General features: G+C 42.6%; 22 protein-coding genes and 5 tRNA genes. 11 read left to right on the top strand and 16 right to left on the bottom strand.

All coding sequences use genetic code 11. The features are described from left to right. Positions 1-4 precede the first annotated feature (4 nt). On the bottom strand, positions 5-1,042 hold the full coding sequence (gene asnA / locus NBH14_RS10585; RefSeq protein WP_128132940.1) for an aspartate--ammonia ligase: 1,038 nt from the start codon (positions 1,040-1,042) through the stop codon (positions 5-7). 228 nt (positions 1,043-1,270) lie between these two features. Between asnA and NBH14_RS10580 the strand changes: the two genes are divergently transcribed. The 3 genes from NBH14_RS10580 (at position 1,271) to NBH14_RS10570 (ending at position 3,510) form a co-directional block, all read left to right on the top strand. Next, positions 1,271-1,343, top strand: a tRNA-Arg gene (locus NBH14_RS10580). Between the two features lie 728 nt (positions 1,344-2,071). Beyond that, positions 2,072-2,512, top strand: a complete 441-nt coding sequence (locus NBH14_RS10575; RefSeq protein ID WP_007654911.1) for a DoxX family protein — start codon at positions 2,072-2,074, stop codon at positions 2,510-2,512. A 617-nt stretch (positions 2,513-3,129) separates the two neighbouring features. Beyond that, the gene (locus tag NBH14_RS10570; RefSeq protein WP_007654909.1) at positions 3,130-3,510 is read left to right on the top strand and encodes a helix-turn-helix domain-containing protein; all 381 of its coding nucleotides are present in this window, start codon (positions 3,130-3,132) and stop codon (positions 3,508-3,510) included. A gap of 491 nt (positions 3,511-4,001) precedes the next feature. Here NBH14_RS10570 and NBH14_RS10565 read toward each other — a convergent pair. The 3 genes from NBH14_RS10565 to NBH14_RS10555 all read right to left on the bottom strand — a co-directional run bounded on the left by NBH14_RS10565 (position 4,002) and on the right by NBH14_RS10555 (position 4,280). After that, positions 4,002-4,076: transfer RNA gene (locus NBH14_RS10565), tRNA-Val, on the bottom strand. Between the two features lie 28 nt (positions 4,077-4,104). Further along, positions 4,105-4,179 (bottom strand) — tRNA-Val (locus NBH14_RS10560). A gap of 26 nt (positions 4,180-4,205) precedes the next feature. Then, a tRNA-Val gene (locus NBH14_RS10555) sits at positions 4,206-4,280 on the bottom strand. Between the two features lie 237 nt (positions 4,281-4,517). Here NBH14_RS10555 and purB point away from each other — a divergent pair. The 3 genes from purB to asnS all read left to right on the top strand — a co-directional run bounded on the left by purB (position 4,518) and on the right by asnS (position 8,913). Continuing rightward, positions 4,518-5,861 carry an adenylosuccinate lyase gene (gene purB / locus NBH14_RS10550; protein ID WP_186959088.1) on the top strand — a complete coding sequence of 448 codons (1,344 nt, stop codon included), beginning with the start codon at positions 4,518-4,520 and terminating at the stop codon, positions 5,859-5,861. A 60-nt stretch (positions 5,862-5,921) separates the two neighbouring features. After that, on the top strand, positions 5,922-7,439 hold the full coding sequence (locus tag NBH14_RS10545; protein ID WP_186959087.1) for a pseudouridine synthase: 1,518 nt from the start codon (positions 5,922-5,924) through the stop codon (positions 7,437-7,439). A gap of 67 nt (positions 7,440-7,506) precedes the next feature. Then, a complete protein-coding gene (gene asnS, locus NBH14_RS10540) occupies positions 7,507-8,913 on the top strand; it encodes an asparagine--tRNA ligase (protein WP_186959086.1) in 1,407 nt (468 codons plus the stop codon). Positions 8,914-8,992: 79 nt separating this feature from the next. Here asnS and NBH14_RS10535 read toward each other — a convergent pair whose 3' ends face one another. Then, a complete protein-coding gene (locus tag NBH14_RS10535) occupies positions 8,993-9,463 on the bottom strand; it encodes an Lrp/AsnC family transcriptional regulator (RefSeq protein WP_007654892.1) in 471 nt (156 codons plus the stop codon). Positions 9,464-9,609: 146 nt separating this feature from the next. On the opposite strand from NBH14_RS10535, the gene NBH14_RS10530 reads away from it, so the two are divergent. Beyond that, positions 9,610-10,161 carry a GNAT family N-acetyltransferase gene (locus NBH14_RS10530; protein WP_186959085.1) on the top strand — a complete coding sequence of 184 codons (552 nt, stop codon included), beginning with the start codon at positions 9,610-9,612 and terminating at the stop codon, positions 10,159-10,161. A gap of 68 nt (positions 10,162-10,229) precedes the next feature. Here NBH14_RS10530 and NBH14_RS10525 read toward each other — a convergent pair whose 3' ends face one another. The 8 genes from NBH14_RS10525 to NBH14_RS10490 all read right to left on the bottom strand — a co-directional run bounded on the left by NBH14_RS10525 (position 10,230) and on the right by NBH14_RS10490 (position 15,396). Then, entirely contained in the window at positions 10,230-10,697 is a 468-nt protein-coding gene (locus NBH14_RS10525; protein ID WP_186959084.1) for an ExbD/TolR family protein, read from the bottom strand. Next, entirely contained in the window at positions 10,697-11,290 is a 594-nt protein-coding gene (locus NBH14_RS10520; RefSeq protein WP_186959083.1) for a biopolymer transporter ExbD, read from the bottom strand. The genes NBH14_RS10525 and NBH14_RS10520 overlap by 1 nt, the downstream gene beginning before the upstream one ends. Before the next feature lie 35 nt (positions 11,291-11,325). Then, positions 11,326-11,799, bottom strand: coding sequence for a hypothetical protein (locus NBH14_RS10515; RefSeq protein WP_186959082.1), 474 nt, complete (start codon positions 11,797-11,799; stop codon positions 11,326-11,328). A gap of 9 nt (positions 11,800-11,808) precedes the next feature. Further along, the gene (locus NBH14_RS10510; protein ID WP_186959081.1) at positions 11,809-12,546 is read right to left on the bottom strand and encodes a MotA/TolQ/ExbB proton channel family protein; all 738 of its coding nucleotides are present in this window, start codon (positions 12,544-12,546) and stop codon (positions 11,809-11,811) included. 80 nt (positions 12,547-12,626) lie between these two features. Next, positions 12,627-12,714: transfer RNA gene (locus NBH14_RS10505), tRNA-Ser, on the bottom strand. A gap of 150 nt (positions 12,715-12,864) precedes the next feature. Then, a complete protein-coding gene (locus NBH14_RS10500; RefSeq protein WP_186959080.1) occupies positions 12,865-13,650 on the bottom strand; it encodes a TatD family hydrolase in 786 nt (261 codons plus the stop codon). A 2-nt stretch (positions 13,651-13,652) separates the two neighbouring features. Next, on the bottom strand, positions 13,653-14,627 hold the full coding sequence (locus tag NBH14_RS10495) for a polyprenyl synthetase family protein (protein WP_128132952.1): 975 nt from the start codon (positions 14,625-14,627) through the stop codon (positions 13,653-13,655). 79 nt (positions 14,628-14,706) lie between these two features. After that, positions 14,707-15,396 (bottom strand): energy transducer TonB, encoded by a 690-nt coding sequence (locus NBH14_RS10490; RefSeq protein ID WP_128132953.1) that lies wholly within the window; start codon positions 15,394-15,396, stop codon positions 14,707-14,709. Between the two features lie 220 nt (positions 15,397-15,616). On the opposite strand from NBH14_RS10490, the gene porQ reads away from it, so the two are divergent. The 4 genes from porQ to pfkA all read left to right on the top strand — a co-directional run bounded on the left by porQ (position 15,617) and on the right by pfkA (position 19,285). Then, complete coding sequence (gene porQ, locus NBH14_RS10485; protein WP_250817413.1) at positions 15,617-16,618, top strand: type IX secretion system protein PorQ; 1,002 nt, start codon at positions 15,617-15,619, stop codon at positions 16,616-16,618. A 21-nt stretch (positions 16,619-16,639) separates the two neighbouring features. Then, a complete protein-coding gene (cmk, locus tag NBH14_RS10480) occupies positions 16,640-17,329 on the top strand; it encodes a (d)CMP kinase (protein WP_128132954.1) in 690 nt (229 codons plus the stop codon). Between the two features lie 6 nt (positions 17,330-17,335). Further along, a complete protein-coding gene (locus tag NBH14_RS10475; protein WP_128132955.1) occupies positions 17,336-18,208 on the top strand; it encodes a 4-hydroxy-3-methylbut-2-enyl diphosphate reductase in 873 nt (290 codons plus the stop codon). Positions 18,209-18,304: 96 nt separating this feature from the next. Further along, the gene (gene pfkA, locus NBH14_RS10470) at positions 18,305-19,285 is read left to right on the top strand and encodes a 6-phosphofructokinase (RefSeq protein WP_007654871.1); all 981 of its coding nucleotides are present in this window, start codon (positions 18,305-18,307) and stop codon (positions 19,283-19,285) included. Between the two features lie 81 nt (positions 19,286-19,366). On the opposite strand, the gene meaB is transcribed toward pfkA, so the two are convergent. The 3 genes from meaB to NBH14_RS10455 all read right to left on the bottom strand — a co-directional run bounded on the left by meaB (position 19,367) and on the right by NBH14_RS10455 (position 22,067). Next, on the bottom strand, positions 19,367-20,461 hold the full coding sequence (meaB, locus tag NBH14_RS10465; protein ID WP_128132956.1) for a methylmalonyl Co-A mutase-associated GTPase MeaB: 1,095 nt from the start codon (positions 20,459-20,461) through the stop codon (positions 19,367-19,369). A gap of 86 nt (positions 20,462-20,547) precedes the next feature. Further along, positions 20,548-21,660, bottom strand: a complete 1,113-nt coding sequence (locus tag NBH14_RS10460; RefSeq protein ID WP_128132957.1) for a DUF1573 domain-containing protein — start codon at positions 21,658-21,660, stop codon at positions 20,548-20,550. A 29-nt stretch (positions 21,661-21,689) separates the two neighbouring features. Next, positions 21,690-22,067, bottom strand: a complete 378-nt coding sequence (locus NBH14_RS10455) for a DUF1573 domain-containing protein (RefSeq protein WP_128132958.1) — start codon at positions 22,065-22,067, stop codon at positions 21,690-21,692. Positions 22,068-22,074 lie beyond the last annotated feature (7 nt).

Below are 22,074 nucleotides of genomic sequence, written 5' to 3'. Positions count from 1 at the left end.
AAAGTTAAATTAATAGCATTCCGGCAGCACGGGCTTCCTGACGCATTTCTTCCGGCCAGATGCTTGCCTGGATTTCTCCGATATGAGCTTTGCGCAGATAAAACATACACAAACGGCTTTGTCCGATACCGCCGCCGATGCTTTGGGGCAGTTCGCCGCTCAAGAGGCGTTTGTGGAAGTATAGTTCTTTCTTTTCTTCCGCATTACAAGCCTTTAGCTGGCGTAGCAGTGCTTCTTTATCCACACGGATACCCATAGAGGATAGTTCCATCGAGCGGTTCAGTACGTCGTCCCAGACAAGCAGGTCGCCGTTTAGTCCGACCTGTCCGTTTTCAGCGACAGTCGACCAGTCGTCGTAGTCCGGAGCACGTCCGTCATGTTTCTGTCCATTGCTCAGTTGGCATCCGATGCCGATGATGAATACGGCTCCGTATTCCTTGGCAATAGCGTCTTCCCGTTCTTTCGGTGTAAAGGTAGGATATTTTTGTAATAAATCCTCGGAATGTATGAAATGAATCTGCTGGGGGAGAGACGGCCTTATCTGCGGGAACATTTCGTAGACCAGATATTCCGTACGTACCATAGCGGCGTAGATACGGCGCACAATCTCTTTCAGAAATTCAATATTGCGTTCTTTTGGGCTCATAACACGTTCCCAGTCCCACTGGTCAACGTATAAAGAATGCAGGTTCCCCAGTTCTTCATCCGAACGGATAGCATTCATATCGGTATAAATACCATAACCCTCTTCTATATTATAATCTGCTAAAGTGAGGCGTTTCCACTTAGCCAGCGAATGGACAATCTCAGCTTTTGAATCGTCCAGGTCCTTGATAGGAAAAGTAACAGCCCGTTCGGTTCCGTTCAGGTCATCGTTGATTCCCATACCTTTCAGAACAAACAAAGGAGCCGTGACACGACGCAGGCGTAATTCGGAAGATAAGTTTTGCTGGAAAAAGTCTTTGATTTTTTTGATACCCATTTCTGTTTGAGACAGGTTAAGCAAAGCCTTATATCCCGCAGGTTTAATTAGATAGCTCATATACTTGTTGTGCTTTGTGTTTGTTAAATATGCGTGGCAAAGATAATGATTAATGGCAAAATAGCAATATAGCAGCCCTTTTTATTTGCAAAATGGCAGTATATCCACTAAAGAAAGTTGCAAAATATCAGAAGTTATGTTTTTCGGCAGAAAAAAGAAAGAATGTGAAAACTCATCCTCAATACATTTGCTTTCCTCCGATATTATATTTACTTTTGCCCCGTCTTTGGCCTGGTAGCTTAGTGAATAGAGCGTCAGATTCCGGTTCTGAAGGTCGAGGGTTTGAATCCCTCCCGGGTCACAACGAAAAAGCGATGTCGTATGATGTCGCTTTTTTTGTTTAAATACTTCTCGTTTACTTTCTCTTTGAAAATAATATAATTGACAAAATGAAGTGATATTGGTCTGTTGCAGAGTAAAATGGTTTTATTTGGCCGTTTTTTATGACGAGCGTATTGCTTTGGATCGGTGTTGTAGAAGAGTGTTGAATACATAATTTAACAATGGTGTTGAGGCATGCGCGTTTTTCTGTTTGTTTTAAATAATTTGGGGGTTCGTTTAAAACGAGTTTTTTTTCATTTTAAATGAGATGAGGATTTATTTAAAGTAAGATTTCTGTTAATAAGTGTTGATTTTGGCTTTTTCAGAAGCTGTTTTGTGTGGAAAAAGTATGTTGAACAACATTTTTATTTTCTGTAGCAGGGTAAACAGGTGCAGGTTTTGAATTGGCATATTTGTGATGTTTTCGATTGATGCGGGTCCGATTGTTCTATATTCTTGCTTGTATGTTTTATAATGATGTTTTATGCTGTTTAAGTGTGTTCAACTGTTATTCATTAAGTCGCCGAGAAGTGCGTGAATTATAACGGGTATTGGGTTGGGATCGTACATCTCTTTCTGGGGTGGGGTGAGTTGACAATTTGATATTTAGTTTTACTTTCGTTTGGGGTGTTAATCAGGATTGAATGAACTTTTCATTTTTTCTTTTGTTTTATATATAAGTTATTAATTAAGATAAAACAAAATACTATGTTGGCGATATACAGATTTTTGTTTCCGTCGAAGCCTGACGGAATTACTATTTCCTTGTTATTATTGGCGTTGCGCATCCTCTTCGGTGGCTTATTATTGAGTCATGGTATCCAGAAATGGAATAATTATGCGGAGATGTCTGCTGTTTTTCCTGATCCGCTGGGGGTGGGGAGTAATGTGTCGTTGGGGCTTGCTATCTTTGGTGAACTAGCCTGCTCGATCGGATTTATTTTTGGCGCATTATATCGTCTGGCAATGATACCGATGATATTTACTATGTGTATGGCTTTTTTTGTTATCCACGGGAGTGATCCTTTTGCGGTGAAAGAGCTGGCCTTTGTTTATCTGGTGGTATTTATACTGATGTATATAACCGGACCGGGTAAATTCTCGATAGACCGGTTCATCTCTGTGCCGCTGTCGAAGAAGAGAAGGTAAAAATCAGGTGTCGCAGAGTAGGGTTACGATCCCTTGTTTTGCCGGATAGGTGCTATTAATAGACTACATTCTTTTGTGTCTATGTTTATTTGGATTATGGTATTCTGTGTGATCCATCCTTCAAGGAGTCGATCACACGGATAAGTTTTACTGCAATAATCGATATAATGAATAAGCTCCATTGTATCGTCGAGGAAAAGAAATGCCCCTTTGCATATTTTGTTGGAATCGAATAAGCAAGTCAGTGTCGAAGACTCGAACCGGATTTCCAAGCTGGTTTCTTTCTGGGCATTAAATATGTAATGGTTTTCATTCTGCTCTCTGTTAAGAAAGATCGTTTTTACAAAACTAAGGGGTTTGTTGATTGCGAGGCATCCCAGGGTTATTTGCTCTGCATAATTCCTATTGTTTTTTTGAGTCATTTTATTGTCTGTTTAATGAATGATAGGCAAAGGAATAAAATGTAGACGGTATGATTCATCAGGTAAGCTGATTTCTTATTAAATGTGGTAGTAATATTATTCGGAGTCTTATCGGCTGATATTATTCTATTAAATAAAATATTATCAGGATTAATACTTACTTTTGCATTAGGTAAATCATATACAATAATTAATATGGAGGCAACAGTAAAGAAAAGTAATCATGGAGCGAATGTTCGTCGTTGGAGGGAATGGCGAAATGTTAATCAGGATGTGCTTGCAGAACAGATAGGTGTTTCACAGGCTACTTTGTCCGGTTATGAGAAAAGGGATAAATTGGAAATAGAAATACTGGAAAAGATTGCTAAAGCTTTAAATATTCCTGTTGAGGCCATTACCGAATTAGGGAATGATGCTTCTATTAATATTGTAAATGCTTATGATAATTCAGGTTCGATCAACTATTCTCCAACCTTTAATCCATTAGATAAAATAGTGGAACTGTATGATAAACTTCTGGAAGCAGAAAAAGAAAAGGTTGCTATGTTGCAGGAGGTTTTAAGGGATAAGAGATGATTTATATAGGTATTATAGATTAGGGACATTATATTTAAACTGCTCAGTTATTATCAGAATTGAACTAGTTAAGTGTTGTTGCTTGTCCTGAAAGGACTAACTGTGAATAGCCCCCGGTGAAGCCGGGGGATTGGGAATGGCATCCAGCCGATGAGCCCTGAAAGGGTTCATCACAACGTATTATTCGCCCCCTTCTGGGACGCACCATCCGGCATATATCGGGATCCCCCGGCTTCACCGGGGGCTATTCACAATTGAACCCTTCGGGTCCACAATGTCGCTAAATAGCTCACATTTCTAGATTTGAATGTATTAGTGTCTGATAAGCCTATAAGTTATTGAAGTATTGTTGGGTAGGTAAAAAACACATGAATCTTTGTTGTCATCGAGAAATTTTGGGTAGTATTCTTGGATCAATTAAGCAGATGCGTCTATAGCTGAATTATATAGAATAAAAAAAGACTTACAATTACTTGCAAGTCTTTTTTTAGTGGGCGTTGACGGATTCGAACCGCCGACCCTCTGCTTGTAAGGCAGATGCTCTGAACCAGCTGAGCTAAACGCCCGAATTGAAATCAAATTGGTATAAATGAGTGGGCGTTGACGGATTCGAACCGCCGACCCTCTGCTTGTAAGGCAGATGCTCTGAACCAGCTGAGCTAAACGCCCAAGTTGAAATCAATTGGTATGAAAGGTGGGCGTTGACGGATTCGAACCGCCGACCCTCTGCTTGTAAGGCAGATGCTCTGAACCAGCTGAGCTAAACGCCCTTTCATTACATCAGTAAATTTTGTATGCCTTATCTCTCTAAAGCGCTGCAAAGATACGGCTTTTTTTATTACCTCCAAACATTTCAGCAAAAAAGTCGAAAAAAAATTCATTACTACCATTTAATCTGAAGAAATGTAGTAACTTTGCATCTCTATATTATTAATGTATATAAGTATTCGATATCGTTGGTATATCGCCCGGACACTCAGGGATATAGGTGTATAAACTAAATGAATATGGTATTTTCAACACTAACTGCCATATCGCCCGTAGATGGTCGATATAGAAATAAAGCCGAAAACCTGGCGGCTTACTTCTCAGAATATGCACTTATCAAGTATAGAGTGCAAGTCGAAATAGAGTATTTTATTACTCTGGCTGAGTATCTTCCACAGCTGAATAATCTGGCTACAGTGGAAAACAAAGAAGCGTTGCGTAAAATTTACAAGGAATTTAGTCTGGAGGACGCAACCCGTATTAAGGAGATCGAGAGCGTAACCAACCATGATGTAAAGGCCGTTGAATATTTTATCAAAGAAAAATTCGATCTGCTGGCTTTGCAGGATTACAAGGAGTTTATCCATTTCGGATTGACCTCGCAGGATATTAATAATACTTCGGTTCCATTGTCTATAAAAGATGCTTTGAACGAAGTTTATTATCCGGGCATCCAGGAAGTGATCGACATGCTGAAAAAGTATGCGGGAGAATGGAGTAATGTTTCTATGCTGGCTAAAACACACGGGCAGCCTGCTTCTCCGACCCGTCTGGGTAAAGAGATCATGGTGTTTGTGTATCGCCTGGAACAGCAGGTCGCTTTATTAAAGGCTATTCCCGTATCTGCCAAGTTCGGTGGTGCGACAGGTAATTTTAATGCACACCATGTGGCTTATCCGCAGTATGACTGGAGGGCTTTCGGAAACAAGTTTGTGAATGAAGTGCTGGGCCTGAGCCGTGAGGAATGGACTACACAGATTTCCAATTATGATAATCTGGCAGCCATTTTCGATGGTTTGAAACGCGTTAATACAATTTTGATAGACCTGAACCGTGACTTCTGGCAGTATATCTCTATGGAGTATTTCAAGCAGAAGATCAAAGCGGGCGAAGTCGGTTCGTCGGCAATGCCTCATAAGGTGAACCCGATCGACTTTGAAAATGCAGAAGGTAACCTGGGTATGGCTAATGCAATTCTGGAACACCTGGCTACAAAGTTGCCGATCTCCCGTCTACAGCGGGATTTGACAGACTCTACCGTGTTGCGTAATGTCGGTGTACCTTTGGCACACATCGAAATCGCATTCAAGAGCTTAACAAAAGGGCTGGGTAAATTGTTATTGAATGAGAACGCCCTGTACCGGGATCTGGACAATTGCTGGGCTGTCGTTGCCGAGGGCATCCAGACGATCTTGCGTCGTGAAGGTTATCCGAAGCCCTATGAAGCTTTGAAAGCCTTAACCCGGACAAATGAGGGAATCACTGAAAAGTCAATCAGTGATTTTATCGAAACGTTGCAGGTTAGTGATGCAGTGAAAGCTGAATTAAAGGCGATTACGCCGCATAATTATACAGGTATTTAGTGTGAAAATAAACGTAACCGTGAGGTTACCAATTAGTTAATTATTTATTAATTTACAACAATGAGCACAGAAGAAAGAGAAGAATCTCAACCGCGTCCTAGAAAGGTGATACCAAGTATCAGACGGGAAAACACAGATCAGGAAGGTGAAAGAAGACCTTACAATCAAGGTTACAACAGACCTGAGGGAAACAACTATGAACGGAGACCATATGACCGTCCAAGCCGGGATGACCGCGGCGGTTATAATTCTTACGGGGATAACCGCTCTTCTTACGGAGATCGTCCGAGCCGTCCTCGTACGTATGACAACCGCGAAGGTGGTGGTTATAACAGCAGACCATCTTATAACAACCGTGACAACAACCGTGGCGGCTATGGAAATAATCGCGAAGGCGGTTACGGCAACAATCGTGAAGGTGGTTACAACTCAAATCGCGAAGGTGGCTACAACAGCCGTCCTTCTTATGGCAACAATCGCCCCTCTTACGGCAACAATGACCGTTCGTATGGTGGTGGCGGTTCCTACAACCGTCCTTCTCGTCCTAACTATGACGAAAGACCAAGCAGACCTTATACTCCTTCGCAGGAAGGTGATGCTGCTGGTGACGGCATGAAGAAAAGAAGACCGAGAGTGGGTGATACTCGTGTCAACTCTTATGACTCTCGCGACAATCGCGGTGGCGGCGGCAGACCTTCGTACGGTAATAATAACCGTGGCGGTGGTTATGGCAACAACAGCGGATACGGCAACAGACGTCCGGGGGGTGGCCAGCAACGCCGTACAAACGATTACAACCCGAATGCCAAGTACAACTTCCAGAAACAGTTGAAGTATAAAGAAGTACTGGCTGATCCTAACGAACCGATCCGTCTGAACAAGTTCTTGTCGAATGCAGGTGTTTGTTCACGTCGTGAAGCTGACGAATTTATCACAGCCGGTGCTGTGAAAGTAAATGATGTAGTGGTTACTGAACTGGGTACGAAGATTACCCGCCAGGATAAGGTAGAATTCAACGACAAACCGGTACAGATCGAAAGCAAGGTCTATATCGTGTTGAATAAGCCGAAAAACTGTGTAACTACTTCCGACGATCCTCAGGAACGTCTTACCGTTATGGATCTGGTGAAGAATGCTTGCCAGGAACGTATTTATCCGGTAGGCCGCCTCGACCGTAACACAACCGGTGTATTGCTTCTTACTAATGATGGCGACCTGGCTTCCAAGCTGACTCACCCGTCATTCAAGAAGAAGAAGATCTACCACGTATGGTTGGATAAGAATGTCTCTATCGAAGACATGGAAAAGATTGCTAACGGACTGGAGCTGGAAGACGGCGAAATCCATGCAGATGCAATCAGCTATGCAAGCGAAGACGACAAGAGCCAGGTGGGTATCGAAATCCACTCGGGACGTAACCGTATCGTTCGCCGTATCTTCGAATCACTGGGATATCATGTGACGAAACTGGATCGTGTATATTTTGCCGGACTTACAAAAAGAAACCTGGGAAGAGGAAAATGGCGTTATCTGAACGAACGTGAAGTGAACGCGCTCCGAATGGGTGCTTTTGAATAATACAAAGATTAGCCGGTAGACAATACCGGCTATCTTGTTTTGATTATCTAAGAATAAACATATAAACATGGAAACAATTACTAGAACAAAAATTGTAGATGTACTGAAAAGCGAAGCTTACGGTACAACCGTTAACGTGAAGGGATGGGTTCGTACCCGTCGTGGTAGTAAACAGGTTAGCTTTATCGCGCTGAATGACGGTTCTACAATCAATAATGTTCAGATCGTTGTGGATGTGGAAAAATTGGGTGAAGAATACCTTAAACCGATTACGACCGGTGCTTGTATCAGTGTGAACGGTGAATTGGTTAAATCTCAGGGACAAGGTCAGAATGTAGAGATCCAGGCTACCGAAATTCAGATTTACGGCACAGCCGATCCTGCTACTTATCCGTTGCAGAAGAAAGGTCACTCGCTTGAATTTCTTCGTGAAATAGCTCATTTGCGTCCGCGTACCAATACGTTTGGTGCCGTGTTCCGCATCCGTCATAACATGGCGATCGCTATCCACAAGTTCTTTCATGAGAGAGGTTTCTTCTATTTCCATACACCGATCATTACAGCTTCAGACTGTGAAGGGGCCGGACAGATGTTCCAGGTGACGACAATGAATCTGTATGACCTGAAAAAGGATGAAAACGGCTCTATCATTTATGAAGACGATTTCTTTGGAAAGCAGGCTAGCCTGACTGTTTCAGGCCAGTTGGAAGGTGAATTGGCTGCCATGTCTTTGGGAGCTATTTATACGTTCGGACCGACATTCCGTGCCGAAAACTCCAATACACCGCGCCACCTGGCCGAGTTCTGGATGATCGAACCGGAAGTTGCTTTCAATGAGATTGCTGAAAATATGCAGTTGGCGGAAGACTTTATCAAATATTGTATACAGTGGGCTCTGGATAACTGTATGGATGATATCCAGTTCCTGAACAATATGTTTGATAAAGAGTTGATCGAACGTCTGCAATTTGTCTTGAAACATGACTTTATCCGCCTGTCTTATACGGAAGGTGTTAAGATTCTGGAAGAAGCCGTAGCCAAAGGACATACCTTCGAATTCCCGATATACTGGGGGGCTGACCTGGCTTCTGAACACGAACGTTACCTGGTGGAAGAACATTTCAAATGTCCGGTTATCCTGACCGATTATCCGAAAGAGATCAAATCTTTCTATATGAAGCAGAATGATGACGGAAAGACTGTTCGTGCCATGGACGTATTGTTCCCGAAGATTGGAGAAATCATCGGCGGGTCACAGCGTGAGGAAGATTACGAAAAGCTGGCAAGACGTGCATCTGAAATGGGAGTACCCGAAAAAGATATCTGGTGGTATATGGATACCCGTCGTTTCGGTACGGCGCCTCATTCTGGCTTCGGTTTAGGTTTCGAACGTTTGTTGCTGTTTGTTACAGGTATGACAAATATCCGTGACGTGATTCCTTTCCCGAGAACTCCGAACAATGCGGAATTCTAATAAGGGACTTTCGAAAGTAAAAGATATAACTTTCATACATAAAATAAGGGACTTTTGATTTCAAAAGTCCCTTATTTTTTTATTCGTCATCCAGGTCGATCGGTATCTGTCTTTTAAATGCTTCTTTGAAAGATATCAGCGATTCTGTCCGTGCCAGTCCTAATGGCTGGAGTTTGTTATGGATGATATTCAGCAGATGCTGGTTGTTCTTCGCATATATTTTGATGAACAGATCGTATTGTCCTGTCGTGTAGTGGCATTCCACTACTTCCGGAATTTTCTTTAATGCTTCCGTAACAGAGGGGAATTGTCCCGGTGATTTCAGGAATAATCCCATATAAGCACATGTTTCGTAGCCAACTTTAGTGTTATCCACAATGAATTCAGAGCCTTTGATAACGCCCAGATTAGTGAGTTTCTGTATTCTCTGGTGTATAGCGGCTCCTGAGACATTACATTCTCTGGCAACCTCCAGGAAAGGCATACGGGCATTACCTATAATCAGTTTTAATATTTTTTCATCCAATTCATCCAGTTGATGGTGTGCCATAATTTCTGTATATTTGTATTTCTGTTATTCTATATGATTACAATTAGATACAAATATAGTCAAACTATAATAATTGGACGATATAATTCGCTCAATTATTTTATTTCGTAAGTTTTCTTTTATTAATCAATCAATATTATAAGAGTATGAGTTTAAGTGCGGTAATCGAATGCAGGCCGGTAAAAGATTTTTCCGATCCTTTGTTGGATAAAGTAGAAAATACATATAATGATTCCTTTCCGGAAGCGGAGCGACGGGCATTCTCGCTGGTGCGGGAGTTGGTCAAAGATGAGCCCCGTTTTACTGTTTATACCTTGTTTAAAGATCAGGCTTATGCCGGTTTTATTACTGCCTGGTCTTTCGGGACGTTTATTTATGCGGAACATTTTGCAATTGACGCTTCTGCCCGCAATGGCGGAATAGGAGGGGAGTCGATGAAGCAGTTTATGGCGCTTTGTGACGCTCCTGTCGTGCTGGAAGTGGAAATGCCTACCGAAGAGATGAGTAAGCGTAGAATAGGCTTTTATGAGCGTCTGGGATATGTGCTGGATGATCATGTCTATTTTCAGCCTCCCTATCGTCAGGGGGAACCTTTGCTGGAAATGCGCCTGATGACTTACGGAGCTATCGATCTGAAACAATCATTCGAAGAGGTCAAGAATTGTATCCACCGATATGTATATGGTGTTAATGAGTAAGTGCTGAATTTACTCCAATAAAAAAGGCAGAACGGAAGTCCTGCCTTTTTTTATTATCGTTGAATTAGTTAATCAACTGCTTGTCTGGCTGAGTAACTGATCTTCAATGCGTATGCTTCACGAAGCGCCTGCTTTACGTCTGTGATAACACCCATCTTAGTCTCTTTATCGGCTTTGATGGATACAGTCATAAACGGCTGGTCTTCCTCTTTCATACTTGACTTTTCCTGAGCGATGTAATCTTGAATCTCATCTACGTCTGCGATTTGATCGTTTAACTGTACACGAGTTTCAGAACCCATTTTAGCTCTTAATTCCTGAGTCGGTTTACCTACATAAATGAATGTTACCAAAGATTTCTTTTCCAACTTCTGAAGCTCTGTAGCTTGAGGAGCCTGGAATACAACTTTCAAAGTAACTTCACGCATAGATGTAACCATCATGATGAAGAACAGGAAGGCAAATACCAAGTCAGGTAATGATGAGGTATTCAATTCAGGCATCTCTCTGCCGCCTGCTTTACTAAATTTTCCCATTACTTTTTGTCTCCATAATTTTTAGGTTCTGCTTCTGATATCTTTTGCGGATAAATCATCTGCACAGCCTTTTGTTGATCTTCATCCAAGTCTGCGAAAGCTTTACCGAATTTGGCTCGGGATACTTTGTCTCTCAGTTCGTTATAGGCTGCTGCCAATTCGTTCTGTACGTCAATGTATGCCTGGTATTCCGTACCACGGTCGTTCTGCAAAGAGATAACATGATTTTTTGTTACCAATTGCTTTCCAAAGAACGGTACGTCAATTTCTACCTTTTCGGGTTTATGCTCATCGTTATAAGGATTCTCAATGAATTCTCTAACCTTGTCTTTCAGTTGCTTAATATCAATGAATTCGTTATTACAGAGAATCTGGTTGTTACTGTTGATCAGCACGACCATGATATTTCTCTTTTTGATATCCATTTCTTCGTTTTTCTTCTGATCTTTGGGTACAGGAGGCGGCAAACGTCTTGCCAAACCTTTATCTGTGTCCATTGATGTAGTAATAAGGAAGAAGATAAGCAACATGAAAGCAATATCGGCTGAAGAAGTCGCATTCATTGCGGGCACTTTTCTTTTCTTTTTTGCCATATCGCTTTTTTTGTTTTATCGATTCGTTATTACTATTATCTATTAAGCATTCTTTTTACAGAACCACCTGCAACAGCCACGATAATCAGAATCATCAGGATAGCTGATGAATAAATCCACATATCTGTTACCTTAAGCCAAAAAGGAATATTGTATTCCTGTGAATCTGCATTCAATCCTTTCAACGGAGTAGCATCACCCATAGAATAAGTAATGAACAACACTGCTGCGAAAAGAAGGATTACAATGAATGAAGCCAATGCTGATTTCGGGCTAGTTTTCAATAATGATGTAAACTGCCAAAGAGCGAATATTACTGTACTGATAATTGTAATGAAAAACAGTACAGAGGTCCAGTTGAGCAATAAGCCTGTATAAATAGGCTCTTTCATTTCAACAGAAGGGTCTACAACGCCTCCTGCGTAGAACATACCCAATACGACAAGACTGATAATAGAAGTAATCAGTAATGTCCAGCTGGATACTTTTCTTATTTTAGTAACTGCCATAATTCTAAATTATTTTTTGAATTTAAGGTTGTATTTGATAACCATGTCGATCAATGTGATTGAAGCATCTTCCATCTGGTTCAGGATAGCTTCCAATTTGCTCAACAAATAGTTATAGAATACCTGAAGGATCAAAGCAACAACAAGACCACCTACTGTTGTGATCAAAGCCACTTTCATACCACCGGCAACAACCGTCGGGCTGATATCACCAACCTGTTCGATTTTGTCGAACGCCATAACCATACCTACTACAGTACCCAAGAATCCTAATGACGGAGCCATAGCGATAAACAATGTGATCCATGACATGTTCTTTTCCAAAAGACCACCCTGTACACCACCGTAAGAAACGATTGATTTTTCAACAACGTCGATACCCTGGTCAATTCTCATCAAACCTTGGTAAGCGATAGATGCGATAGGACCTCTTGTATCACGAGCGATAGCTTTTGCTCCTTCTACATCACCTTTATCAAGTGCATCTTCAATACCTTTTAATAATTTGCTTGCATTAGTTTCAGCCAGATTCAAATAAATAATTCTTTCAAGGCAGAAAGCCAAACCGAAAATCAAAGCGATAGCAACCAAACTCATGAAGTCGGCACCACCTTCAATAAACTTAACTTTTAAAGCCTGATACATGCCACCTTCAACAACTTGTTCAGTAGCGTCTTGAGCAAATGCTACGGTAGAAGTTCCAAGGGCGCAAATACCCAAGAATGTTTTTGCAAAATACTTTTTCATTGTGTGTTTAATTTTTAAGATTAATAATTCTCTTATTTGTTTTTATTTTTGTTGTTAATAATATCCTCATGGTATTTAAGCGGAGAGAGCGGGATTCGAACCCGCGATACACTTTAGGCGTATACACGCTTTCCAGGCGTGCCTCTTCAACCACTCGAGCATCTCTCCAATTTTCAGCCTTCGTCTCCTCTAAAACGAGCGCAAAATACGAAAAAAATCCCATATGCAAACGTTTCAGTGCACAAATCTAAAGTTTTTGCTTGACATATACACAATATCTGAGGGAATAAATTTTGCATCTGACCTGAAAATTTAAAACTAAGCCTTTTTATTTGGAATTTTGAATAAATTCAATGCGTTTTTTCTTGTTATTTGTACCGTTTCATCAAGTGTAAGACCGAATGTGTCCGCTACCTTCTCAGCCGTCTTCCATATATATACAGGCTCATTTCTTCTCCCTCTGTAGGGTGCCGGAGCCAGGTAAGGGGCATCGGTTTCCAGCACTATATGATTAATGTCGGTACATTGAATAGTTTCTGACAGCTTCGAATTTTTGAAAGTTATGACACCATTGATTCCCAGTTTGAAGTTTTTTAGCTTTCCGATCTCCTCCAATTCGTCTGTTGTACCGGTAAAGCTATGAAAAACACCCTTTAATCTGTCCGCACCGACTTTATGGATACTGTCCAATACCTCGGAATAGGCTTCACGGGTGTGGATGGCAACCGGTAAATCCAGGTCGATACTCCATCGTAACTGCTCTTCAAATACTATTTTTTGTTCTTTCAGATAGGTTTTATCCCAGTAGAGGTCGATCCCGATTTCTCCGATTCCACAGTAAGCCCGTTTCCCCAGATAGGATTCTGTTGTTTTTAGATTTCCGGCATAGTCTCCGTCCACACTGGTCGGATGCAGCCCCATCATGGGATAGGCAAAATCAGGAAAACGGTCACATAGATCATGCATCCGGCCGATAGTTTCGACATCTACATTGGGGAGCAGAAGTGTGTCGATGCCCGATTCACGGGCGGTGTTTACCAGCACCTCTTGTTCCGGATCGAAATCTTCCAGATACAAATGGTTGTGTGTATCTATTAGTTTCATTTTTAAGACTGGCGGTACATTAAACGGTTACTGACCTCTTTTAATATGTTTAATTTCTCCGGGGCAACGTTCAATCGGGATAAATGCTCCATTGCCTTATCGTAATATCCCTGCATTTTAGCAATGGTAATATCTTTCAGATGCAATTCATTATATATAGCAGTGACAGCTTCGATCTTTTCTGCCGCTACAAATGTCGTTTTGCCGATCCAGTCATTCAGGACTGCTTTTTGTTCGGGTGAAGCCAGTTCAAACGCATGTATCAGCAGGAATGTCTTTTTATTGCAGGTGATGTCGCCTCCGATATTTTTTCCGAAAGTGGCAGTGTCTCCATAGACGTCCAGCAAATCATCCTGTAGCTGAAAAGCCAGTCCGATGTTTATACCGAAGTCATACAGGTTGGCAGCGTCTTCTTTGGATGCACCGCCTGTAATTGCTCCGATTTTTAAACTGCAAGCAAGTAAAACCGCTGTTTTTAACCGGATCATTTCTATATATTCAGGCTCGGTAACATCCATGCGGGATTCAAATTCCATATCATATTGCTGTCCTCCGCATATTTCGAGTGCTGTTTCTGTGAACAGGTCGAATACTTCCTTTAAATAGTCTGGTTCTGTTTTTCCGATCAGCTGGTAAGCTGCAATCAACATGGCATCTCCGGAAAGGATGGCCGTATTGTCGTTCCATACTTTATGGACAGTCGGTTTATTTCTTCTTTTATCAGCCTTATCCATCAGGTCATCATGAAGCAGGGTGAAGTTGTGGAATACTTCAACACCCAATGCAGGGTTGATGACGTTATCAATATTTTCTTTATATAAATTACAGGCCATTAAAGCCAGTGCCGGACGGATCCTTTTTCCTCCAAGCGACAGGATATATTCTATTGGATCATATAAACTTTTGGGGGGATATTCAAAACTCAGTTGGGAAACTTCATGTTCTACTTTTTCCAGGATCTCATTGAAAGACAACATATAGATTAAAATTACGGATAAGACGAAATAAAAAAGGCTGCAAATTCACAGCAGCCTTTTTTAGTATGTTAAAAAAATATTATTGCAATCTGAAGGTAACAGGTACTGTATATTTAACACGTACTGGTTTACCTCTCTGCTTACCAGGAGACCATTTCGGCATGGTGTTGATCACACGGATAGCTTCTTTATCCAAAGAAGGGTCTACACCGCGGATAACTTCTGCGTCAACGATTGAACCGTCCTTATTAACCACGAATGAACAAGTAACACGACCTTGGATACCGTTTTCCTGTGCAATAACCGGATATTTGATGGATTTGGCGAGGAACTGAAGCAGTGCTCCCTGTCCACCCGGGAATTCCGGCATTGTTTCTACAACGGTAAAGATCTGTTGAGCGGATTCTTCTTCTTCTTCAACGACTGCCGGAGCTACATAGGCTTCTACCTGTGCAGAACTTTGGTCGTCCTCAGATGAGATGATATCCACTTGGTCCAGTTCCACGTCGTCATCCACGATGTTCAGCTGTTCTACGGCAGCTGGCGCAGGGGGTGGCGGTGGAGGCGGAGGAGTGTCCTCCGGTCTTGTAATTTCAATTTCTTCTTCAGCGATGATATCAGCTACGCCTTCATTCTTGACGATTTCGATATCACGGGTTCCCCATTCGAACCCAACGAACAGAACAGCCAAACCAACAATCATACCCATCAGGATACCGAGTGTTTTGCCTCCTTCCAAGTCCGCTTTCGGTGATTTCTTAACTTCCATACTCTTATAATGTTTAAAGATGTGTTTTCCTGTACTGCAAAAATACAAATTATTTTATATCCCAATATAAAAAGGGAGAAATACTTCAATATTTTCACTTTATTTTTGAACCAAAATAAAAATAATGGTGTTTATATACCTTTTTCCTGTTTTTTCCGTTTCTCTTTATGGAATATATTATAACTGCATTTTATCTTTGTACGCATTTTGCTAAGAAAATATGAGACATACATTAATTATATTGTTCTTTTCTTTCGTTTTACAATCGGTCGCGGCACAATCCGGAGATCAGGTGTTTGAATTTCTGACTTTACCATCATCTGCCAGGGCCAATGCTTTGGGGGGGCATACCGTGTCATTGGTAGAACGTGATCCGTCCCTTATCTTTCACAACCCGGCGCTGCTTGGAGGTGAAATGGACGGGATGATCAATCTGGATTACATGAATTATATTGCAGATGTGAACGTGGGGAGCGCCCTGTTTACTAAAGCATTTCGTGAACGTGGAGCCTGGGGAGCAGGAGTCCATTATTTCCATAACGGGAAATTCAAGGGAATGGATGAGAATAATCAGTCGACAGGTGACTTCACAGCCAGTGATATCGCTGTGAACGGTTTCTTTTCGTATGATCTCTCTGAACGCTGGCGGGGCGGTGTCTCCATGAAGTTCCTTTATTCCAATTATGATATTTACACCTCGTTGGGATTATGTTTCGATGCCGGGCTGAGTTATTATAATTCGGAAAAGGAGTTTTCATTCGGTGTCGTACTGAAAAATATCGGGGCACAGTTGAAGCCTTATTATGAAGACCGCCAAAAAATGCCGTGGGATATCCAGATGGGGATTTCTAAAAAGATGAACCATGCCCCTTTGCGTTTGTCACTAACGGCTATGTATCTGAATCGTTGGAAATTTGATTATATAGATAATGCGGATAAAGAGTATAAAGGTGATAATTTTGCCAAAGCATTATTTAAGCATCTGGTAATCGGTATCGATTATATACCCAGCGAAAACTTCTGGATTGGGGTGGGATTCAATCCGAAGACTAAAATGGATATGAAATTGCAGGGAGGCGGAAACGGGTTGGCAGGCTTTTCTGCCGGAGCCGGCGTGAAGATAAAGATGTTTGATGTCGGTGTCTCTTTTGCTAAATATCATCCGTCGGCTATGTCGATGATGATGAGTGTTTCGACTACGCTGGCCGATTTTAAACCTTAGGAAATATAAATAAATGTAAGAATGAAAAAGATAGTAATCGCTATAGACGGAGTTTCCTCTACAGGAAAAAGTACTATGGCAAAAGATTTGGCAAAGGAAATAGGTTATACATATATTGATACCGGTGCCATGTATCGTGCTGTTACATTATATTGTATACAGCATAATTTGTTTAAAGGGGATCAGATCGATGAAGAGAAACTTCAGGAATCGATGAATGATATCCATATATCTCTCCGGTTTAATCCGGAAACCGGCCGGCCGGATACTTATCTGAATGGCGTGAAGGTTGAAAAGGAAATCCGTGGAATGGAAGTAGCCAGATGGGTCAGTCCGGTAGCGACTTTGGGTTTCGTTCGCCGTGCGCTGGTTGCCATGCAGCAGGAGATGGGCAAGGAGAAAGGTATAATCATGGACGGAAGAGATATAGGTACGGTTGTATTTCCGGAGGCAGAATTGAAAATTTATGTGACAGCCAGTCCGGAAGTACGTGCGCAGCGCCGTCTGGATGAACTGAAAGCAAAAGGGGAGGCCGCTTCTTTCGAAGAAGTACTTGAAAATGTGAAGACGCGGGATCATATCGATTCTACCCGTAAAGAAAGTCCGCTGCGCCAGGCCGATGATGCTGTGGTGCTGGATAATTCGCACATGACTATCGCTGAACAAAAAGCGTGGCTTCTTGTTCAATATAATAAAGCTGCGGTGGAATAAATAATCATGATTGAAGTCGAAATAGATAAAGGTTCCGGATTCTGTTTTGGAGTTGTTACAGCTATTGAAAGCGCTGAACGTGAACTGGACAACACAGATATCCTGTATTGCCTGGGTGACATTGTACATAACAGCCTGGAGGTAGAACGTCTTCAGGCACAAGGATTACGCACTATCGATCACCATGAATTTTCCAGGCTGAAAGGAAAAAAAGTCTTGCTTCGTGCACATGGAGAACCTCCTTCTACCTACGAGATTGCAAAGCAGAATGAGATAACGATCGTCGATGCAACGTGCCCGGTTGTGCTCCAGTTGCAACGGAAGATACATAAATGTTATCAAGAGACGCGTGAAAATAAAACACAACTGGTGATTTACGGCAAAAAAGGACATGCCGAAGTAAACGGCCTTGTCGGCCAGACAGATGGTACGGCCATTGTGGTTGAAAAGATAGAAGACCTGGACCGTTTGGATTTCAGCCGTGATATTTGTCTTTTCTCCCAGACGACAAAGTCTTTGGACGGGTTCCGTAAGATCGTGGAAGAAATATATAAACGGAAAACGGAGGATACCCGTTTTGAATACCACGATACGATTTGCCGTCAGGTGGCAAACCGCCTTCCAAATATAAAGGCCTTTGCTTCCAGCCATGACTGGGTTTATTTTGTGGCGGGAAAGAAAAGTTCGAACGGTAAGATGTTGCTGGAAGAATGCCGGAAAGCAAATCCGAATACTCTCTTTATTTCTGAGGTAAAAGAGATAACCGAACCGCTGCCTGCCGGTGTCCGCCGTGTAGGAGTCTGCGGTGCCACATCGACCCCTAAATGGCTGATGGAAGAGGTTGCCGTGCGTATCCGGGAGTTGAATGCAAGCCGGTGATAAAACGGTTAAGATTTCATGAAGTTTAAGAGAAAATGAAAGAATGTTGGTAAATAATTACTATTTTTGCCGCGAATAATTTAAAATAAAGACGCTATGTCTACAATTAAATGTATTGGCATTTTAACGTCCGGAGGTGATGCTCCCGGAATGAACGCTGCCATCCGTGCAGTGACGCGTTCCGCTATCTATAACGGGATGAGAGTTAAAGGTATTTTCCGAGGATACAGAGGATTGATTACAGGTGAGATTGAAGAGTTCAAGACACAAAATGTAAGTAACATCATCCAGCGTGGTGGAACAATATTGAAGACAGCTCGTTGTTTGGAGTTTAAGACTCCCGAAGGCCGTAAGCAGGCATACGACAAGTTAATGGAAGAGGGGATCGACGCCCTGATCGCCATCGGTGGTGACGGAACGTTGACCGGTGCGCGCATCTTTGCACAGGAGTTCAATTATCCGATAGTCGGCGTTCCCGGTACGATCGATAATGACTTGTATGGTACGGATGTAACGATCGGTTATGATACGGCATTGAACACTATCATGGAATGTGTGGATAAGATACGTGACACAGCCACTTCCCACGACCGTCTGTTCTTTATCGAAGTAATGGGACGTGATGCCGGTTTCCTGGCTTTGAACGGTGCGATTGCTTCAGGTGCCGAAGCGGCTATTATCCCGGAAATTTCCATGGAGAAAGACCAGTTGGCAGAAATGATCGAAAACGGTTTCCGTAAATCGAAGAACAGTAGTATCGTATTGGTTGCAGAAAGTGAAGTAACCGGCGGTGCCATGGGAGTTGCCGAACGTGTGAAAACTGAATATCCGCAATTTGATGTTCGTGTATCTATCCTCGGACACTTGCAGCGTGGCGGATCTCCGACAGCCCAGGACCGTATTCTGGCTACCCGCATGGGAGTTGCAGCCGTTGATGCTTTGCTGGATGATCAGCGTAATGTCATGATGGGTATCCAGAATGACCAGATCGTATATGTTCCGTTCTCAAAAGCGATCAAGAATGACAAACCGATCAACCGTGATCTGCTGAATACACTGCGTGTGTCTTCTATCTGATCCGGCATTGAAAAAGAGAATATAAAAAAGCCCGTTGAATCAAATGATCCGACGGGCTTTCTTTTTATATATCAATTAAGTTTATTTCTTTGACAGGTTTTCCAGAAACAGGTCCATCATTCTTTTGGCAGCTACGAATGAACTGATCTCATTCTTTAGCACCTGTTGTTCGGTGGAAGACAGCATGCTTTCTACAGCCGGATTGTGATAGAATGTTTCCCGTAATGTATCATTGATGCTTTCGTACATCCAATACTTGGCTTGTTCGTTCCGCTTATAACCGAAATAGCCGTTCTTTTTAGTAAATTCCATATATTCACCGACCATATCCCAGATTTCCTTGATACCTAAATTATAATATCCGGAGTAAGTCAGCACTTTGGGAAACCATCCGGAATCAGCGGGTGGAAAAAGGTGCAAAGCGTTCTTGAACTGGGCAGCAGCCAGCTTTGCCTTATCGATATTGTCGCCATCCGCTTTGTTGATGATGATCCCGTCTGCCATTTCCATAATACCACGCTTGATGCCCTGCAACTCGTCACCTGTGCCGGCTAACTGGATGAGTAGGAAGAAGTCGACCATCGAGTGAACAGCCGTCTCACTCTGTCCGACACCAACCGTTTCAACGAATACGGTATCGAAGCCGGCAGCTTCGCACAAAACGATCGTTTCACGTGTTTTGCGGGCGACACCTCCCAATGATCCTGCCGAGGGGGAAGGGCGGATAAACGCATTTTTCTCACGTGACAGGGCTTCCATACGGGTTTTGTCACCGAGAATACTACCTTTGGATCGTTCGCTACTCGGGTCGATAGCCAATACAGCGAGTTTGCGTCCCTCTTTGATCAGGTGCATGCCGAAAGCATCGATAGACGTACTTTTTCCGGCTCCGGGAACACCCGTAATACCGATACGGACTGATTTGCCTGCATGCGGAAGACATTTTTCAATGATTTCCTGGGCTATTTGCTGATGTTCATATTTCGCACTTTCAACCAGCGTGACAGCCTGGCTGAGGATGGTTATATTACCTTTCAGTATCCCTTCGACGAACTCGGAAGGGGTATATTCTCTGCGTAGTCTTTTTTTGAGGTATGGGTTTACAGTCGGTACGTCGGCTACTCCCTTGTTTACCTTTAATCCTCTGTAAAGATCGTCGTTTTCGGGATGTTCCATGATGAATAATTATTTAATGTGCTAATGTGCCAATATGCCAATCGAAAAAAACATTGGCATATTGGCACATTGTTTTAATTGGCTTATTATTTCTCTGCTGTTACCTTTATCAGGCGAACAGGACCGTTCGGGTCGTTACATACAATATTTACTAGTGCTTCCAGTTTCGTCTTGATCTCTCGCGGACGGACTGATATTTTAAATGTCGCCGTTGTTCCCGGTTTTACTTCTTTCTTTCCTCCTGAAATATCTACCCGTTCATCGTCGCAGGTAAAGCTATGGATGATAAGCGGAGACTTCCCGGTGTTGGTCACGTCGACAGTACCGGTCACTTTTCCACCGATCAGAGGAATGAAACTTCCCTTTTCCGGTAATTTGCCGAAGTCAAGTAATGTGCCGGATAACTGTGCAACCGGTGCCTGTGCCTTTTCTGCAACCGAAAGTTTACCGAAGTTGTCGATGATATTGGCTGCGACATGTACTCCACCGGAAACATCTTTCTGACCTATACTTTCGATCGTTAAAGGTATTTCTGTTGTAACCCGGCCTTTTCTTTTGGTTGCTTTGGCATCGAGGAGTAAAGTTATTTCACCGACTTCATCCGGTGCCAGTTGGGTTGGATGTACTTCGACAGTCAGGAAATGAGGAACTTTTCCCGGATGGATTGTCAGGGTTGTCTTTCCTTCATTCTTTACGCTGATCTTTTCACCCAGAGTTTCGTCGGGACGGATACTGCTGTACAGGACCGTCTTGGTCTGCATCTTCAGGTCACCAATCGAATACGGGTAAATTAGAACCGGTGTAAGCGGTTTCGGTGTCACATTCCCTTTGATTGCCAGTGTATAACTGCCTTTCTTACCATTGCTGAATATGGAAATCGTTTTATAAAAAGGGCCGGGACGGCCTTTGGGGTTGTAAGTTACTTTTACATTACCCGTTTTTCCCGGAGCGACCGGCTCTTTTGTCCATTCCGGCTGCGTACAACCGCAAGACGCTGTAACACGGGTGATGACGAGTGGGCCGTCTCCCGTATTTTTTATTTCAAAAGTATGACTGGCCGGTCCGTCAGCTTCAGCGATTGTACCGAAGTTGTACGTCAGTTCGTCTGCACTTATCTGAGCTCCGTTCTGTGCTGCCATATGCACAGCAAAGAATAATATGCCGCAAAGGATAAAGCTCAGTCTTTTCATATTCAGCATTCTTTGTTTTTAGTTTTGCTTGTTGGAAATCAAATTACCTCTCCCCGTATTGTCAGGATAAAACTTCCGGTTTTCCCGTTACTGTAAACAGAAATTGTTTTTGAGAACGGGCCGGGACGTCCTTTCGGATCGTATGTTATCTTGATGTCTCCGCTTGCTCCCGGAGCGATCGGTTCTTTTGTCCATTCCGGAGTCGTACAACCGCAGGAAGCGATGACGCGGGTAATAACCAGCGGCGCATCTCCTGTGTTTTTTACGACAAATGTCGCGGAAACTTTTCCGTCAGCTTCTTTTATCTGTCCAAAGTCATGAGAGGTTTCGTCTGCTGCGATAACAGCTTTTTTCTGAGCTGAGGCCATTCCTGTAGCAAGCAGGATCGCCATAAAAATAAAAATAATCTGTTTCATTTTACTT

It is taken from the genome of Parabacteroides caecihominis, assembly GCF_023656785.1.
GTDB classification, from domain to species: Bacteria; Bacteroidota; Bacteroidia; order Bacteroidales; family Tannerellaceae; genus Parabacteroides; species Parabacteroides segnis.
The sequence above is the reverse complement of the archived record's forward strand: the minus strand, read 5'-3'. Positions and strand labels throughout refer to the sequence as shown.